We start from the raw sequence: 16,632 nt of genomic DNA, 5'->3' as shown, positions 1-16,632 counted from the left end.
CCACACCGAACCCGGAGGCCCTCCCTCATTCCAAGATCATCCGACTACGTGTCGGACCGTTCGTAACCTCTCACGGCAGTACAGCTAGGCGATCGCGCCGGGCGGCAGCTTCAGCTTGAACGGCAGCGTCGTCACGACGGCCAGGTCGGACGCGGTCGCCTTCATGAGCGAAGGAGCGTTGCGGGCACCGGGCTCCGGCAGGTCGAGCAACCGGTCGACGGCCTCGATCAGCGGGCCCTCGTAGATCCACACGGCCTGGGCCGGGCGGGCCGAGTCGCGGACCGCGGGCAAACGCCCTGCTCGCGCCTCTGTCTCCGACCAGAACAGGATCGAGTCGATGAAGCCTCTGCGCTGCTTGAACGCCATGATGCGGTCGAGCTGCCCGGCGTCGTCCCTCAGGTGGAGGAACTGGAAGCCGTTCTCGCGCAGCTCGATGACCTTGTTCAGTGCGTGGTCCATGGCGCACCTACCCCTGTGGGGTCACCTTTGGGGTGACCGATCAGTCATACGACCCAAAAGGATCGTACGGTAAGTCGATGATCGTCCGTAAGACGTACTCCGAACGAGTATCTCAATTGGTGGACGGTTGTGGCGCAGGGTAATCGTTCCTCTTCTTGGAAGAGGAAACGGCCAGGACGGCCGCTACGGTTCGCGTCAAGAACGCCAAACCGCCCAATGTGACTAGCGTCACTGTGATCCACATGTGCCGCCTCCGGGTGGGTGACCTACACAGGTAGACGTGTAGCACTGCGAAGAGGTTGTACGTACCCGCCACGCCGCAGGTCGGGGTCGGGCAGAATCTCCGTTCGTGGACTTCGAGGTCGTGAAGAAGCAGGCTCTGGACTTCAGGCAAGAGCTGCTCACGCGCAAGGAACAGCTCACCGTCGAGTTCGACTGGTACCCGTACGACACGATGGCCAACATCTACCACCTCGACGCCATGCTCACGGGTGAACGAAGGAACCTGTTCGGGCAGGTCGCGGGTGGCACGGTCGCGGACATCGGGGCGGCGGACGGCGACTTCGCCTTCTTCCTCGAGCAGCGGCTGGGGTGCTCCGTCGACCTGATCGACAACCCGCCGACGAACTTCAACGGGGTGCGCGGCGCTCGCCGGATGCGCGAGGAGCTCGCGTCGGGCGTGCAGATCCACGAGATCGACCTGGACACCCAGTTCCGGCTGCCGCGCGAACACTACGACCTCGTCTTCTTCCTCGGGATCCTCTACCACCTGAAGAACCCGTACTACGTGCTCGAGGAGCTCGCGAAGCGCGTCGACCGCCTGGTCGTCTCCACGCGGATCGCGCAGCTCTCGCCGGACCACGAGACCGCGTTCGCGCACCTGCCCGTGGCGTACCTGCTCCACCCGACCGAGGCCAACAACGACGCCACCAACTTCTGGATCTTCTCGGACGCGGGGCTTCGCCGGATCTTCGACAGGACCGGGTGGGCGGTCGAGGACTACGTCACCGTCGGTGTCACGGAAGGCTCGGACCCCGCTCACGCTGACCGCGACGAACGCGCGTTCGCGTTGTTGCGCAGCACCCGCCGATGAACAGCGCTGGAGAACGACTGATGGAGTTGGACCGCCGGATCGAGTGGACCGGGGAGCGCTGCGTTCCGTGGACCGAGGACACGCAGGTGGTGTACGAGCACTACCACCGCTACGCCCTGGCCAGGGACCTCGTCGCGGGCAAGCGGGTGCTCGACCTCGCGAGCGGTGAGGGTTACGGCGCCGCCATGCTCGCCGGGACCGCCGCGGAGGTCGTCGGTGTCGACATCGACGTGCCGTCGGTGGAGCACGCGCAGGTGAACTACGGCGGGCCGTCGCTGCGGTTCGTCGTCGGGTCGATCACCGACCCGGCCGTGCTGGCCGACGCCGGGCAGTTCGACGTGATCACCTGCTTCGAGGCCGTCGAGCACGTCACGGACCACGCCGGCCTGATGGAGCTGGTCCGCGCACGGCTGGCGCCCGGCGGTCTGCTGCTGATCAGCACCCCGGACACCGAGGTCTACAGCCACCAGCACCACAACTGCAACGAGTTCCACCTCAAGGAGCTCACCGAGCGCGAGTTCGCCGAGCTGCTGAAGGCGGACTTCGCCAACGTGGCCATGTTCCGGCAGAACGTCGCCGTGGGCTCGGTGATCACGTCGGTCAGCTCGGCCAAGGGCTCGCTCGGCGCGCACACCCTGCGGGCCGACGGTGACACGTGGACCGTCGAGAACGGCCTGCCGCACACCTACCTGGTCGCGGTGGCGTCGCAGGGCAAGCTGCCCGCGCTGCCCTCCGCCGCGGTCATGCTCGACCCGGAGCTGTCGCTGGTCGGCCGCGCCACGGCCCGGCTGCGGGCGCTGTACGAGGACAGCCGCGCCGAGGTCGAGCAGCTCAAGGCGACCATCGAGGGGCTGGAGCAGCAGCGCCGGACCGAGGAGCGCGACAAGCTGGCCGCGCTGGAGTCGGTGCGGGACTCGCACGCCGAACGCGAACGCCTCGCCGGCGAGCTGCACCAGGCGGTGCGCGCCGCCGACCGGTCTGCGGCCGTCATCGAGTGGATGCAGGACTCGTCCAACGCCCTCGAGCAGCGCGCGGTGCGGGCCGAGGCGGAGGCGCAGCGCCTGCGCAAGGAGGTCGACGAGCAGAACGCGCTGGTGCAGCGCGCGCTCGGCAAGTACCGCAGCGTCGTCGAGAAGGTGGCGCCGCGCGGCAGCACGTTGCGCGACACCTACGAGAAGGCGCTCGGCCGCCAGCCGGGCCCGGTGGAGCAGATCGCCGCGGAGCCGCGGACGCCCGTCGCCGTCCACACCAGCGACAAGCCGCTGGTCAGCATCGTCATCCCGGTGCACGGCAAGTGGAAGTACACGCGCCAGTGCCTGTTGAGCATCAACAGCGTGCACTCCACGGTGCCGTTCGAGGTCATCGTCGTCGACGACGCCTCCCCGGACGACAGCGCGGAGAAGCTCGCCGCGTGCACCGGCATCCGGCTCGTCCGCACGCCGCGCAACCTCGGGTTCATCGGCGCCTGCAACCTCGGCGCCGAGAAGGCCCGCTCCGAGCTGGTCCTGTTCCTCAACAACGACACCGAGGTCACGCCCGGCTGGCTCGAAGCGCTGGTCGAGACCGCGAACTCCGACGACAGGATCGGCCTCGTCGGCGCCAAGCTGGTCTACCCGGACGGCACCCTGCAGGAGGCAGGCGGCATCATCTGGTCCGACGCCACCGGCTGGAACTACGGCCGCAACGGCGACCCGAACGACCAGGCCGTCAACGTCGTGCGCGACGTCGACTACTGCTCGGGCGCGGCGATCCTGGTCCGCCGCGACCTCTTCGAACGCGTCGGCGGCTTCGACACGCGTTACGCGCCCGCCTACTACGAGGACACCGACCTCGCGTTCGCGATCAGGGAGTCCGGGCACCGCGTGGTCGTGCAGCCCAAGGCCGTGGTCATCCACCACGAGGGCATTTCGCACGGCAAGGACGTCGCCACCGGCGTCAAGCGGTACCAGGAGCTCAACCGCACGGTGTTCGCGGAGAAGTGGGCCGACGCGCTCGCCCGCCAGCTGCCGGGCCCGAGCGAGGCCAACCTCTGGCTCGCCCGCCAGCGCGACAGGTACGACCGCGGCGGCCCGCTGGTGCTGGTCATGGACCACCAGGTGCCCGCGACCCGGATGGACTCCGGATCGGTGCGGATGCGCGCGGTGCTCGAGGAGCTCGTGGACCTCGGCTGCCGGGTCGTGTTCTTCCCCGCCAACTTCGGCGAACTGCAGCCGGACACCGACGAGCTGCGCCAGCTCGGCATCACCGTGCTGACCCAGCACGAGCGGCAGTGGGAGTTCATCCGCGAGGCGGCCTCCGAGCTGTCGTTCGCGCTGCTGTCCCGGCCGAACGTCGCCTGGATCATGCTCGAGGAGCTGCGCACGCGGGCACCGCAGTGCGTCATCGCCTACGACACCGTGGACCTGCACTTCCTGCGGCTGGAGCGGCAGGCCGTGGTCGCCGAGCGCGACGGGCAGCCCGAGGAGGCGTTCGCGTTGCGCCGCAAGGCGAACGCCACGCGCGAGCTCGAGCTCGGCCTGGTGCGCGCGACGGACGTGACGCTGGTGGTGTCCGAGGCGGAGCAGCAGTTGTTGCGGGAGCAGGTGCCGGACGCCGACGTGCGGGTGCTGTCCAACGTGCACTCCGTCGACTGGACGCCCGTCTCCGCGGGTGGCCGCACCGACATCGTGTTCATCGGCGGGTACGACCACGTGCCGAACCGGGACGCGGCGCAGTGGCTGGCGAAGTCCATCATGCCGTTGGTGCGCAAGGAGATCCCGGACGCGACGCTGCGCCTGGTCGGGTCCAACCCGACGAAGGAGCTGCTCGCCCTGCACGACGAGGACGCCGGCGTGGACGTGGTCGGCTTCGTCGACGACCTCGGTCCCGTCTACTCCCGTGCGCGCATGACGGTGGCACCGCTGCGTTACGGCGCCGGAGTGAAGGGCAAGATCGGGCAGAGCGTCAGCGAAGGCGTGCCGGTGGTGGGCACGACGCTCGCGCTGGAGGGCATGCACCTCACGCCGGAGCAGGACGTGCTCGTCGGCGACACCGAGGAGGAGATCGCCGCGGCGATCGTCCGGCTGATGCGCGACGACGACCTCTGGTACCAGCTTTCCCGTTCCGCCAAGGAACAGGTCGCCGCCCAGTTCGGACCGCAGGTCGCCCGCGCGGTGCTCGAAGACCTGCTGAAGTAGGCAGGACGCGAAAAAGGCCCCGAGGAGACTCGGGGCCTTTTCCTTGCCGTGCGGCGACTAGCGCACCGTCGGCGGAGCGAACTCGAGCTGGTTCTTCAGCAGTTCCTTGAACTGGGCCTCCGCGCTGTCACCGCCGTCGGTGAAGACCTCCACGAAGACCATCTTGTTGTAGTAGACGTAGGTGGCGCGCAGAACCTTCTTGGCGGGGTCGGTGACGACCTTGACGCCCTTGTACGAGAGGTCCTTGTCCTCCTTCAGCGCGGCCTGGTCCTGCAGGTAGGCGGCGACGACCTTGCTCGCCGCGGCCTGGTCCGTGACCGCCAGGGCCATGATGCTGAGGGTGTTCTTGCCGTCGACCGACGTGCTGAGCGTCGCCTCGGTCATGCCCGCGGCCACCAGCGCGTCGGTCGTCTTGCCGACCAGCAGCTTCTGCGCGGCCAGCTTCGGCAGGTCGAACTGACCGCCACCGGCGCGTTCCGTGCCGGGCAGCGGGCCGTAGATCGAGTCGGCGGTCGCGCCGGAGTCCGGCTTCTGCGCGGGCGGGTCCGGGATCGGCTTCACCGTCGGCGTGGCCGACGTCGAGGTCTGCCCGGTCGGCGACTGCCCCTGGTTGTTGTCCTTGTTGCCGCTGAAGAAGAAGTAGCCGGCGACGCCGAGGCCCGCGAGGAGGGCCACGACGATCACGATGCCGATGATCTTCTTGCCCTTGCCGGACGACTCGCTGGCCGAGTCGAAGACCTCGGGGCCCTGGTTCCACGCCGGCGTCGAGAAGGAGTCGTCACCCGTCACCCACGGAGGGGGCGCCGCGTTGCTCGAACCGCCGCCCTGCTGCCAGCCGCCCTGGGGGAACTGCTGGGGCTGCCCGTAGTTCGGCTGGGGGAAACCGCCGCTGTTGGGCACCACCTGGGTGGCGTCCGGGTTCGCCTGCCCGCCGCCGTTGTTGACGGACACGACCTGGGTCTTGTCCGAGTTCTGCTGCTGCGGCTGCTGGGCCTGCTGCGGCTGCACGGGCTGGATGTACTGCGTCTTCTCCGGTGGTGGCACCGCCTGCCACTGCAGCGGCGGAGGGGGCGAGAAGGCACCGCCGCCCTGCTGCTGCCCACGTGTGTCACCGGCGAGGAGCGCGTCGCGCCGCTGCCGGTACTCATCAGCGGACACGCGGCCGCTTGCCAACTCAGCGTCGAGCTTCTGCAGCTCGTCCTGCCAACTCACAGTAGCCCCCTGCTGACGCGGCCTTGATGAAACCGCGCCATTGTCGCACCTGCTCACGAGAGACTTCGGGCTGAGGGTAGTTGGCCACGCGAATCGATCCCGAACGTTCGCCGATGTGGTTATCCACTCGTAGTAGTGGGATCAGTCGATCATGAATTCACGCCTCTCCGCGCATTCCACTACTTCCCCCGGCGGCGCTGCCGTTCCCTCCGGGCCGCCGCCGTCGGATACGCGGGTGGTCCCACGCCGACCCCCGCGCACGAGAAGTCCGCTCGGGCCGGACCGGGCAGGCCGAAGTCGTCCTGGCCGTGTCCGACCCGGTGGGGTTGAAGATCGCCGAGCAGCCGTGACCTGCGGCATGTGAGCTGATTGGGACTTGTTTTCCCAGTTCGGTCGACCTAGCGTGCTCGGCGAAGCCACGTTCACCGCACGGCGGGGGTTTCGCGCGGTACGTCGGGGGTCGTGTCGCGTCGGCGCGGTGGCCTGTTCCTGGGGAGTCTCACGTTGTCCGCACTTCGTGCGCGCGGTGTCGCGCGCAAATCCGCTGTCTTCGCAGCAGTTCTGGCGTTGAGCGCCACCACCTGTTTCACGGCGTACGCGCAGGAGGACCCTGCCACGCCGACCACGTCCGTCACGGAGCCGAGCACGCCGGCCGAAACCACGACGCCGACCGAAACGACGCCGCCCACCGAAACCACGTCACCGACCCAGACCAGCACACCGGTCGAGACGAGCGAGTCCGTGGCGCCGCCGACGGAGGAGAAGCCGGCTGACGAGGTCGCGGAAAAGCCTGCGGACAAGCCCGTCGAGCAACCGCAGAACGACCCCGCCACCAAGTCCGACATCAAGGCCACGGCCACCGTCGGCGCCGCTCCGCCCGTCGTCGGCCAGACCGTGCCGGTCGAGCTCACCATCACCAACAGCGGTCCGGCCGAGGCCACGGGAGTCTCCGCGCGGCTCGACCACATCTCCGGTTCGTACTACACGTTGAACTCCGACGAGTGGGACGGCCTGCAGCCGCCGTGGGGCAGTCCGTCCACGGTGAAGCTCGCTCCGGGCGAGTCGCGGACCTTCCACCTCAACGGCAGGTTCTACAACTACCAGGGCACTTCGCGGTTCACGCTGCGCGCCACCGCGACGAACGACGTGAACCCGTCCGACGGCGGAGCCACCGTCGAGATCGCCGTCCGGGAGCCGGTCAAGCAGGGCAAGATCAGCGGCATCCTGTGGGGTGACGCCAACGGCAACGGCACGCACGACGCCGGTGAAGGCCTGGCCGGTGCCGAGGCGTACCTGTACGGCGGCGGCAACCCGAACGAGACGCCCAGGACGCGCACCGACGCCAACGGCCGCTTCACCTTCACCGACCTGGAGCTCCGGGCGTGGGGCCTCAGTTTCCAGAACCTGCCCGGCGGCTGGATCGTGGCGTACAACAGCGAGCTGATCCCCGTGGTCGGCGGTGACACGACGTCCGAGCTGCGCTACCAGGCGGTCCGGCCGCTGGAGGACCAGCTGTCGGCGTCGGTGCGGTTCCTGACCACCGACCACGTGGACGGTGGCCCGGTGAGCCTGGAGTTCACGCTGACCAACAGGGGTGGCGCGGACATCAGCGGCGTCGTCGCCGGCTGCGGTCGTTCCGGTGAGGGTCCGCACATCAACGTCTGGGGCGGTCTCGGTGAGCTGAGCTACGACAGGGGCACCACCATCCCCGCCGGCCAGAGCCGAGTGTTCGCCGTGGCGGGTCAGGTCTCGGTCAACGCCTCCGACTACGGCTACTCCTACGTGGCGTGCGACTTCGGTCCGCGGGACGGCCTCGTCCACGGCTACCCGACCGTCTTCGACTACGTCAAGGTCGGGGAGAAGCGCACGAACACCAACGGTTCCATCTACGTCGACCGCAACGGCAACGGCTGGAAGGACGCCGAGGGTGAGCACCTCAACGGGGTGTCGTTCAGCCTGGTCGACCCGAAGACCGGTGTTGTCGCCGGCACCGCCAGCGGTTCCGGTGAGGAGGGGCAGGCCTACTTCACCGACATCCCGACGGGTCTCTACAAGGTCGTCGTGAACGGACCGTGGAAGGTCGAGTCGGAGTGGCTGGTCAGCGCGGCGGACTGCTCCCGGTGGTGCCAGACGGGCTGGGCCGTCGAGGTCGTGCCGACCGAGGAGCCGGGCGGCGAAGCTCCCGGTGGTGCTCAACCGCAGCCCGAGCAGGTGCGGACGCCGGTGATCCTGCCCGCGTCGAACTACACGGCGACGGCCGGTGCGCTCGCGGAGACCGGTGCCAGCGTCGGCGGCCTCGGCCTGGTCGGCGCGCTCACGCTGCTCGTGGGTGGCGCTTCGGTGTTCCTCGCGCGACGCAGGACCGCGTGATCAGCAGAAGATGATGCCGCACGGCCTCGTGGTCGTGGTCGTCGTCGTAGGCCGTGGCCGCGAGGTCGTCGTGGTGGTGACGGGTGGCGCTGTCTGAGTCGTCGTCACCGCGACGGTGGTCGTGTTCGTGGTGGTCGTTGTGGTCGACGCGTTGGAAGATGAGGACGCCGAGGACGACGACGAAGACGAAGACGACGCTGCGGACGACGAACTACCCGCCACGGTCTGTGACGGCGTCTCGGTCTGCGTCGGCAGCAGCGACGGGGTGTTGATCAGCGAGACGCGGGCCGGGTCGCCGCCTCCCGGCCGTTCCGAATCGCCCGACGCGAGTGACCCGACATGGGGCGCGAGCACGTAAAACGCGGCGACGACAACGCCCAGGAGAGCACCGGTTGCGAGCCGACCGGGCCCGCTCATCGCCGCCAACACCCCGACTGCCTATCCCGTTCACTCGATTGGGTCAAGCAAACCGGTTGTTTTCGATTCAATCAAAGCTTTGTGAACGGAATGATGATCACGCTCCGTGATAGCAGAGTGATCGTCTTGCGGGCGGTCGGCGCGCCAACAGTGAGCGCCTAGCCGGGGAACTGGTCCGCAGCGGACACGAGCAGCTGCCAATCGCCGTCGGGCAGGATGCGCAGTCGATCAAGCACGGCGGACATCCTCGTCCGTAACTCAGGGTGATCGGACCAGAAGGAATGATCTACTCTCAGTAGAGCGGCGAGCAGGTCGCCGGGGTACAGGGCGACCGATCCGAGCGGGTCGCGCTCGACGTGTTCCAGCGCCAGCAGCGCGGTCACGTCGAGGCCCACCTGGTGGGTGACCAGCAGGTGCAGCGACGTCGGTGTCAGCTGCCCCACCGGAAGGTCCCGCAGAGCGCACAGGTCCCGGTGGAGCTGGGTCGACGACGAGTCGGGGTTGCGCCAGTCGTCGCGGCTGAGGTGCGCCAGCGTTCTGTCCCGGTCCACGCACCCATGGTCCTCGCCGGAGGAAGACCTAGCGGGCTGACGGAGGCAACGGTTCGGCATTGGGTGCCTGCCAGCCGACGCGCACGAGCACCGCGCCCTCGTGCAGCAGCGGCTGTGAGGCCAGGCCCCACACGGTCGAGCTCCCGGCGCGGGTGCACCGACGCCACCTTGTCGTCCGCGTGGGGAGTCCGCAGCACGTGGCAGTCCCACCCCATCGCCGACAACGCGACCCGCACGTGGTGCAACACGGCTCCGCACGCGAGCAACGCCGTTTGATCTGTCCTTGTCGTCACGAGTTCGAGGCACTCGTTGCCGTTGCGCCAGCGCCACGGCGGGACGATGCCGAACGACGGCGCCCTCGCGGCGAGTTTCAGGACTTCTTCGACGGTTCCCGCGTCGGGGGTGCGCACGCTGGTCCTCATCCGGGCGAGCCTCCTCGCGCCCGGTTGCACGGGGACTGCGTCACGGCTGCGCGAGGTCCTTCGCGGCGACCTCCACCACGGCGGACACGGTCATCGCGGCACCACGGGCGAAGTGCTCGCCGTAGGCCTCGTCACCGAGGGCCTGCCGGCACAGCGCCACGCACCGGTCGTGCGAGGCCGCGAAGGTCGCCGACCCGAACAGCGGCAACCCGACCGACCGCCACACGCGGTCCGCGCCGCCCAGCAGCAGCGCGGCGTGCGCGGGGTGGCCGGTCACCGCCGCGATCAGCGCCAGCAGCTCCACGGACACCGCGATGCCGAGCAGGTCGTCGAACTTCGCCTTGATGTGCAACGACGTCGTCGCCAGCTCACGGGCCTCGGCGACGTCTCCACGTCCCATCGCGACGAACGCCAGGACGTACAACGCGTACGCGCGCGCCCACAGCTCACCGTTCTCCTCACACACGGCCCGAGCTTCTGCGCAGATCTCCGCCGCACGGTCGAGTTGGCCGCTGAACGCCACGGTGATGGCCAGCGCCACCTTCGCCATGATCACGTTGCTGTCCAGGTGCCCCAGCTCGGCGTGACGCCGGTCGGCTTCCGACAGCAGCTCCGCGCCCCGCGGCAGGTCGTCCTCGAACACCGCCGCCGCACCGCGGACGTAGGTCGCGAAAACGTCGGCGTCCTCGTCCCGCAGCTCCGCCGCCTCGCGGTGGCACGCCTCCAGCAGCGCCGGCACCGCGGAGGTGTTGCCCTGCAAAGTCGCCACGTACCCGTTGACCCACAACGCCTTGCAGCGCGCCTTCGACGGTTCGGTCTCGAGCGACAGCGCCCAGTCCAGCCAGTGCCGTCCCTCGGCGAACCGCCCGCAGCCGACCCAGTGGAACCACAGCGTCGCCGCCAGCCGCAGCCCGGCGTCGGCCTCGCCCGGCGTTGTCAGCGAGTGCTCCAGCGCCGCCCGCAGGTTGCCGCGTTCGGCCGTCATCGCGCCGACCGTCGCCAGCTGCCGTGGCGTGAACCAGGCCCGTTCACCTTGTGCCGCAAGATTTGCGTAGTAGTCGCGATGGCGGGCCTTCAGCCGTTGCTCTTCACCACTCGCACGCAACCGCGTCTGCCCGAACCGGCGCATCGTCTCCAGAAACCGATAGCGCGCAACGCCGGCGTGTTCTTCGTGCTGCAGCACGGACTTGTCGACCAGCCCGTCGACGGCGTCGAACATGAAGTCCGCGGTCAGCACGTCGTCCGAGCACACCGCCTCGGCCGCGGCGAGGTCGAAGCCGCCGGCGAACACCGACGCCCGCGCCCACAGCAGCTGTTCGCGCGGCGAGCAGAGCTCGAAGCTCCACTCCATCGTCGCGAGCAGCGTCTGGTGCTGGGGCAACGCGGTCCTGCCGCCGTCGGTGAGCACCCGGAACCTGTCGTCGAGCCGTTCCAGCAGTTGCGCCGGTGTGAGCGCCCGCACCCGCAACGCCGCCATCTCGATCGCCAGCGGGATGCCGTCCAGCCGCCGGCACAGGTCCGCCACGGCCTGCTCGTTGGCATCCGTGATGACGAACGAACCGGGAATCGCGGCATCGGCGCGTTGGGCGAACAACGTCGCCGCCGGATAAGGAACGGACAACGGCGCCACGGACAGCACCTGCTCGCCGTGCACGCGCAGCGCGCGCCGGGACGTTGCGATGACACGGAGCTTCGGTGCCACCCGCAGCAACGTGTCGACCAGGACCGCGCAGTGGTCGACGACGTGCTCGCAGTTGTCGAGCACCAGCAACGCGTCCCGGCCGGCGAGGAACTCCGCGAGCACGTTCAGCTGCCCCCGCCCGGTCTGGTCGACCACGCCCAGCGCCTCGGCGACGGTGTGGGGGACGAGCGCCCGGTCGCGCAACGCCGCGAGCTCGACCAGCCACGCGCCGTCCGGCGGCTGCTCGGCGCGGGCGACGTGCAGGGCGAGCCGGGTCTTGCCGACACCGCCGACGCCGATCAGCGTGACCAGCCGGTGCCGCCTGATCAGGTCCGTGACGTGCTCGGTCTCCGGACGCTCGACGAAGCTCGACCGGTCGGCAGGGAGGTTGCCGCGCACCGGCACCACGACCCGTTCCGGCAGGTCCAGACGCGGGTCGGCGGTCAGCACCGCCTGCTCGAGGTCGCGCAGCCGCGTGCCCGGCTCGATCCCGAGCTCGTCGACGAGGACGGCGCGCGCCCGCTGGAACGCCGCCAGCGACTCGGCCTGCCGCCCGCAGCGGTGGAGGGCGATCATCAGCTGCTCCCACAGCCGTTCGCGGAACGGGTGCCGCTCGACCAGCGCGGCGACCAGCGGCGCCACCGCGGCGTGCTCGCCGAGCGCGAGGGAGGCGTCCATCAGGTCCTCGGTCGCGTCCATCCTCAGGCTGACGAGCCGCGCGGACTCCTGGCGGGTCCACTCGCCCGGCCGGCAGTCCGCGAGCGGGTCGCCCGTCCACAACGCCAGGGCCTCGCGCAGCATCTTCGCCGACTCCGACGGCTCGTCGCTGTGCCGTGCTGCTGCGACGAGCGCCTCGAACCGTGCCGCGTCCACGGTCTCCGTCGACGCGTTCAGCACGTAGCCCGGCTCGCGGGTCGTGATCAGCTCGCCGAGCCCGGCGTCGCGGATCTGCCCGCGCAGGCGCGCGAGGAGGCTGTGCAGGGTCTTCGTGGCGCTGGCCGATGCCTCGTCCGACCAGAGCGCGTCCACGAGCGCACTCCTCGGCACCGTTTCCCCCGGGGTCAGCGCCAGCCGGGCCACCAGCGTCCTCTGCGCCGCGCTGCTGAGCTGAACCGCTCCGTTCGGACCGGTGAGTTCGAGCGGTCCGAGCAGCCGGATGATCACGTTGTTCGTCCTGTCGTCAGCCCCCGACAAAGGCTGGAACCGCGCCAAGATAGCGCAATGGAATTCGGCCCGAGAATCAACGCGCGGCGGGTGACCACATACGCCGGACTGCGCGCCGTGCCGGCTGATCCGGTGACGTTCTCCTCCCGGAACTCGGCAGGTCCGCAGCTCGCGGCCGTGGCGGCGCTGTTGCCGCCGGAGCAGCGGCGATTGTGGGAATTGATGTTCTCGCTCAACACCGCGGACGGCGCCAGGCGCGCGAATTCGCGGAACGGCGAACCACGAATTCACTCAAACGGCCGTGCGCCGAATGGCTGACCCGATCAGGAATCGCGCGAGGGCACTGCTCGACGAACTGGGGAGGAAGTCGACTTCGTCGGCGATTTCGCCGCCCCGTTCGCGCACGAGTCCTCGGCCGTACCTCGCCGCGATGGGGGAGTTCCGCGCCTACTTCGGGCGCTCGAACGCGTTCCGCGGGGGACTCTCGGAGCGGGAACGGCTGTCGCTGTGCCTCGCGGGCGTCGCCGCCGGCACCGGCTCGACGACGATCGTGCCGGCCAGCGCTGTCCTGCGGCTGGACGCACGAGAGCGCCGATCAGGTGGCGTGCAGGTCGAGGAGGGTGAGCACCTGTTCCTCGACTGCGCGGCGGGCAACCGCGACCCGGAGGTGTTCATCGGGGACTTCGACCCCGGCAGGCCGTCCGTGCCGCCGCACCTGGGCTTCGGGTACGGCCCGCACCACTGCCTCGGCGCCCGGCCGGCGCGCCTGGAGGGCCGGATCGTCGTCGAAGAGCTGCTCGACCGCTCGTGCGAGGTGGCCGAGCAGCCCGGCGACGTGCGCTACCGCGGGCACCTGATCAGTCACGGGCCCGCGGAGCCGCGGTTCAGACCAGGGCAGCGTCGAGGGTGATGTTCTCGACGGCCGCGAGCGCCTTGGAGACCGGGCAGTTCGCCTTGGCGCCCTCGGCGGCCGCGACGAAGTCCTCCTGGGACAGGCCCGGGACGGAGGCGCGGACGGTCAGGTGGATGCCGGTGATGCCGACGCCCGCCTGGAACGAGACCTCCGCCTTGGTGTCGATGGAGGTGGGCGGCGTGCCCGCGCCGGTCAGGCCGTGCGACAGCGCCATGGAGAAGCAGGAGGAGTGCGCGGCGGCGATGAGCTCTTCGGGGCTGGTCTTGCCGCCCGCCTCCTCGGCGCGCGCCTTCCAGTCGATGTCGAAGCTGCCCGAGCCGGAGGTGGCGAGGCTGACGTTGCCCTTGCCCTCGACGAGGGAGCCTTCCCAGTGCGCGTTTGCCGTCTGCGTGATGGCCATGGTCTCCGAGTCCTTGTCGAACGAGCTCGATCAGGGTGATGCGAGCGAACGCTTCCACCCTTTCACGGCTCGGCCGGGAGATCACCTCGGGAACCACGGTGCGGGACCGGACCGCACCGACCGCGACTGGACCGTTTTCGACGGGCTGGGGGCGGTGGCCGAACTGGACGCCGGCGCGGGCACGCTCACTGCGGGGCCCGCAGTCTGCTGAAACGGAAGAAGTCCGGCACCCGAGGGGTACCGGACTTCTTCCGAGAGCGGATGACGAGACTCGAACTCGCGACCCTCACCTTGGCAAGGTGATGCGCTACCAACTGCGCTACATCCGCACTGCCTTACGGGAGAGAACTATACAACAGCCTCAGACCGCGTCTTGCGAGGGGGGTGCCAAACCCGCCAGCAGTTGATCCACCTCGGACAACTGCTCCTTGGGCCACCGCCACTCCCACAGCGCCCGCACCTTGGGCAGCACGTCGACCGGGAGCCACGCGGCGACCTCCTCGCGGAGGTCCCAGTCGTCGAACACGTGCTCGTAGAAGCTGATCAGTGCCGCGTTCTCCAGGAACTGCTCCGGCTGGTGGAAGCACCAGTGCGCGAACCCGTACGCGCGCCGCAGCACGTCGTCGTCCTGCTCGCGGTGCGCTTCCTGGGTCAGCTGGCAGAGCTCGGAGAAGAAGACGTGACAGGACCATTCCCCGGTTTCGGCGACAGCCCGAAGTTCCGGCACCAGAGCCGAAGCGCGTTCCCGCCAGTCCACCACGCACGTGACGATAGTCGCTCGATCTTCTTCGGCCGACCGTCCGACGCCTACCTGTGACCGTCCTGTCACCGATCGCGTTGCGCTGAACAGCCCACTACGAACGGATGGTCTTGTATATCGACCTGTTCTCGACGAGGAGCAGGTCTGGCCCCTTGTGGCATGTTGAGCCGTGTGATGGTCGACGAGAACGAGGTCGACCGGGACCTGCTCGCCAGGGTGCGCGAGGGAGACGACTCGGCCTACGGCGAACTGTTCTCCCGGCATGCGGACGCGATCCGCCGCTTTTCCCTCAGGCACGTCCGCGAGGCGGCCGAAGCCGACGACCTCACCGCCGAGGCGTTCTTCCGCATGCTGCAGGCGATCCGCCGCGGCAGCGGTCCGACGGACCACGTCCGCACCTACCTGCTGACGGTCGCCCGCCGCGTCGCGTGGGAGTGGAGCGGGCGCCGCCGGGACGTGCCGGTGGAGGACGAGGAGCTGGGCCGGCGCGTCGAGCCGGTGAGCGACAACGCGAACAGCCGGGTCGAGCACAACCTCATCACCAGGGCTTTCTCCAGCCTGCCGGAACGCTGGCGGGTCGTGCTGTGGCGCGTCGAGGTGGAGGGCGAACGCCCCGCCACCGTGGCACCGCACTTCGGGCTCTCACCCAACGCCATGTCGGCGTTGGCCCGCCGTGCGCGCGAAGGCCTGCGTGCGGCGTATCTGCAAGCGCACCTCGCCGCCGACGACGGGCGTTCGTCGTGCGCGGCGATCCGGTCGAAGCTCGGCACCTACACGGCAGGCGGGGTCCAGGGCGTCGAGGAACGCCGGATCCGCGCCCACCTCGACACCTGTTCGTCGTGCTCGCAGCTGCACGCCGAGCTGAACGAGGTCTGCGCGACGCTGCGCGCCAACGCGGCGTTCCTGGTCGTGCCGGCGGCGCTGGGCCTCACGTTCGCCGGGAAGGTGCTGCTCACCAAGGCGAAGATGGCCCTCGCGGCGGCGAGCGTGGCGACGATCGGCCTGGTCGGCACGATGGCCGCGGTGTTCAACGGCGGACCGGGCGTCGCGGTGCTGCAGCCGGACCAGAACCCGGTGATCGCCCTGGACCTCTCCGGCTCGACCAGCTCCGAGCACAGCCGCGGCCTCGTGGTGGCCGACCCGCCACCGCCCGCGCAGGAGCCGCAGCGGGAGAAGCCGCGCGAGAACGTGGTCAACCCCGGCGGGCAGAGGCAGGAGACCGTGCGCAAGACGCAGTCGTCCGCGCCGATTTCGACCTCCGAGGCGCGGCAGGCACCGCCGGTGGAGCGGGCGGAGGAGGTCGTCGAGTCGTCCGGCGGGACCGAGGTCGTGAGCACCGCGGCGACGACGTCGCGGGAGATCCAATCGCTCAACGCGCCGTCGACCTCGTCGAGCCCGTCTTCCTCGCAGCCGTGCTCGTCCCCGCGGACGACGGTCACGACCGCCACGCTCTACCCGACGGAGCCCCGGCAGAACTGACGGTGACGATCAAGTCAGGGCGAGTTCACCCACAAGGCTCGGCCCGCGCCAGGTACGGTTTGACCAAGACCGACCGAGCGTGGGAGACGGGTACATGACGCGGCTGGTGCGCGGTGCGGACGGGCGGATGTGGACGGTCCACAGCCGTATCGAGTGGCGCAACCCGGTGGAGTCCGACGACTTCGAACACGACGTCAGCGGTGGTGTCCTGCCCGGCGTCATGATGGCGGGCATGCTCGCCGTGATGGTGGTCGTGCTGATCGCCTGGACGCCGGAGCAGGTCGTCGTGCCGGCGTGGCTGATCCTCGCACTGATCTTCCTCTTCGCCTTCTTCCCCGTCCGCTGGGCGCTGCGCCGCCCGCACACGCTGGTCGCGGAGAGCAAGGCCACGGCCGACGAGCTGCCGCCCGAGAGGTGGATCGGGCAGGTCAGGGGTCCGCTCGCGGTGCGCCAGGAGGCCTCCCGCGTCGCCCGCACGATCGAGATGCACTCGCTGCCGGACGTCGAAGGCCCGTTGCAGCCCGTCGACTGATGC

The 16,632-nt window shown here is 69.5% G+C and carries 15 protein-coding genes and 1 tRNA gene; 9 read left to right on the top strand and 7 right to left on the bottom strand.

Translation table 11 applies throughout. The features are described from left to right. Positions 1–84: 84 nt before the first annotated feature. A complete protein-coding gene (locus L6E10_RS00625) occupies positions 85–459 on the bottom strand; it encodes a hypothetical protein (RefSeq protein WP_236215813.1) in 375 nt (124 codons plus the stop codon). Positions 460–808: 349 nt separating this feature from the next. Here L6E10_RS00625 and L6E10_RS00620 point away from each other — a divergent pair, with 349 nt between their 5' ends. Both L6E10_RS00620 and L6E10_RS00615 read left to right on the top strand, forming a co-directional pair. Then, positions 809–1,552, top strand: a complete 744-nt coding sequence (locus L6E10_RS00620) for a methyltransferase domain-containing protein (protein WP_236215812.1) — start codon at positions 809–811, stop codon at positions 1,550–1,552. 20 nt (positions 1,553–1,572) lie between these two features. Further along, on the top strand, positions 1,573–4,728 hold the full coding sequence (locus L6E10_RS00615; protein WP_236215811.1) for a glycosyltransferase: 3,156 nt from the start codon (positions 1,573–1,575) through the stop codon (positions 4,726–4,728). Between the two features lie 57 nt (positions 4,729–4,785). Here the strand turns inward: L6E10_RS00615 and L6E10_RS00610 are convergent, their stop codons facing one another. Beyond that, positions 4,786–5,940 carry a hypothetical protein gene (locus L6E10_RS00610; RefSeq protein ID WP_236215810.1) on the bottom strand — a complete coding sequence of 385 codons (1,155 nt, stop codon included), beginning with the start codon at positions 5,938–5,940 and terminating at the stop codon, positions 4,786–4,788. A 504-nt stretch (positions 5,941–6,444) separates the two neighbouring features. Here L6E10_RS00610 and L6E10_RS00605 point away from each other — a divergent pair. Further along, entirely contained in the window at positions 6,445–8,310 is a 1,866-nt protein-coding gene (locus tag L6E10_RS00605) for a hypothetical protein (RefSeq protein WP_236215809.1), read from the top strand. Positions 8,311–8,431: 121 nt separating this feature from the next. Then, on the top strand, positions 8,432–8,668 hold the full coding sequence (locus L6E10_RS00600; RefSeq protein ID WP_236215808.1) for a hypothetical protein: 237 nt from the start codon (positions 8,432–8,434) through the stop codon (positions 8,666–8,668). 217 nt (positions 8,669–8,885) lie between these two features. Here the strand turns inward: L6E10_RS00600 and L6E10_RS00595 are convergent, their stop codons facing one another. Next, positions 8,886–9,278, bottom strand: a complete 393-nt coding sequence (locus L6E10_RS00595; protein ID WP_236215807.1) for a contact-dependent growth inhibition system immunity protein — start codon at positions 9,276–9,278, stop codon at positions 8,886–8,888. Positions 9,279–9,740: 462 nt separating this feature from the next. Further along, on the bottom strand, positions 9,741–12,545 hold the full coding sequence (locus L6E10_RS00590) for a BTAD domain-containing putative transcriptional regulator (RefSeq protein ID WP_236215806.1): 2,805 nt from the start codon (positions 12,543–12,545) through the stop codon (positions 9,741–9,743). Positions 12,546–12,602: 57 nt separating this feature from the next. Here L6E10_RS00590 and L6E10_RS00585 point away from each other — a divergent pair, with 57 nt between their 5' ends. After that, positions 12,603–12,863 (top strand): hypothetical protein, encoded by a 261-nt coding sequence (locus tag L6E10_RS00585; protein WP_236215805.1) that lies wholly within the window; start codon positions 12,603–12,605, stop codon positions 12,861–12,863. Beyond that, positions 12,856–13,455 (top strand): cytochrome P450, encoded by a 600-nt coding sequence (locus L6E10_RS00580; RefSeq protein WP_236215804.1) that lies wholly within the window; start codon positions 12,856–12,858, stop codon positions 13,453–13,455. Before L6E10_RS00585 ends, L6E10_RS00580 begins: the two co-directional genes overlap by 8 nt. Here the strand turns inward: L6E10_RS00580 and L6E10_RS00575 are convergent. After that, positions 13,430–13,858: an OsmC family protein gene (locus tag L6E10_RS00575; RefSeq protein WP_236215803.1), complete on the bottom strand. Its 429-nt coding sequence runs from the start codon at positions 13,856–13,858 to the stop codon at positions 13,430–13,432. The two genes, L6E10_RS00580 and L6E10_RS00575, sit on opposite strands and share 26 nt — an antisense overlap. Between L6E10_RS00575 and L6E10_RS00570 the strand changes: the two genes are divergently transcribed. After that, positions 13,851–14,069 (top strand): hypothetical protein, encoded by a 219-nt coding sequence (locus L6E10_RS00570; RefSeq protein ID WP_236215802.1) that lies wholly within the window; start codon positions 13,851–13,853, stop codon positions 14,067–14,069. The genes L6E10_RS00575 and L6E10_RS00570 overlap by 8 nt on opposite strands. A gap of 45 nt (positions 14,070–14,114) precedes the next feature. Here the strand turns inward: L6E10_RS00570 and L6E10_RS00565 are convergent. Together L6E10_RS00565 and L6E10_RS00560 are read right to left on the bottom strand one after the other, a co-directional pair. Further along, positions 14,115–14,187 (bottom strand) — tRNA-Gly (locus tag L6E10_RS00565). A 32-nt stretch (positions 14,188–14,219) separates the two neighbouring features. After that, complete coding sequence (locus tag L6E10_RS00560; RefSeq protein WP_236215801.1) at positions 14,220–14,618, bottom strand: hypothetical protein; 399 nt, start codon at positions 14,616–14,618, stop codon at positions 14,220–14,222. A gap of 159 nt (positions 14,619–14,777) precedes the next feature. Between L6E10_RS00560 and L6E10_RS00555 the strand changes: the two genes are divergently transcribed. Together L6E10_RS00555 and L6E10_RS00550 are read left to right on the top strand one after the other, a co-directional pair. Beyond that, entirely contained in the window at positions 14,778–16,097 is a 1,320-nt protein-coding gene (locus tag L6E10_RS00555; RefSeq protein WP_236215800.1) for a sigma-70 family RNA polymerase sigma factor, read from the top strand. A gap of 94 nt (positions 16,098–16,191) precedes the next feature. Beyond that, positions 16,192–16,629 carry a DUF983 domain-containing protein gene (locus tag L6E10_RS00550; protein WP_236215799.1) on the top strand — a complete coding sequence of 146 codons (438 nt, stop codon included), beginning with the start codon at positions 16,192–16,194 and terminating at the stop codon, positions 16,627–16,629. Positions 16,630–16,632: the final 3 nt, after the last annotated feature.

Origin of the sequence: Lentzea sp. CC55, from assembly GCF_021056325.1 — a bacterium.
Lineage (GTDB): Bacteria > Actinomycetota > Actinomycetes > Mycobacteriales > Pseudonocardiaceae > Lentzea > Lentzea jiangxiensis.
This window is presented reverse-complemented; position numbering and strand designations above follow the sequence as displayed.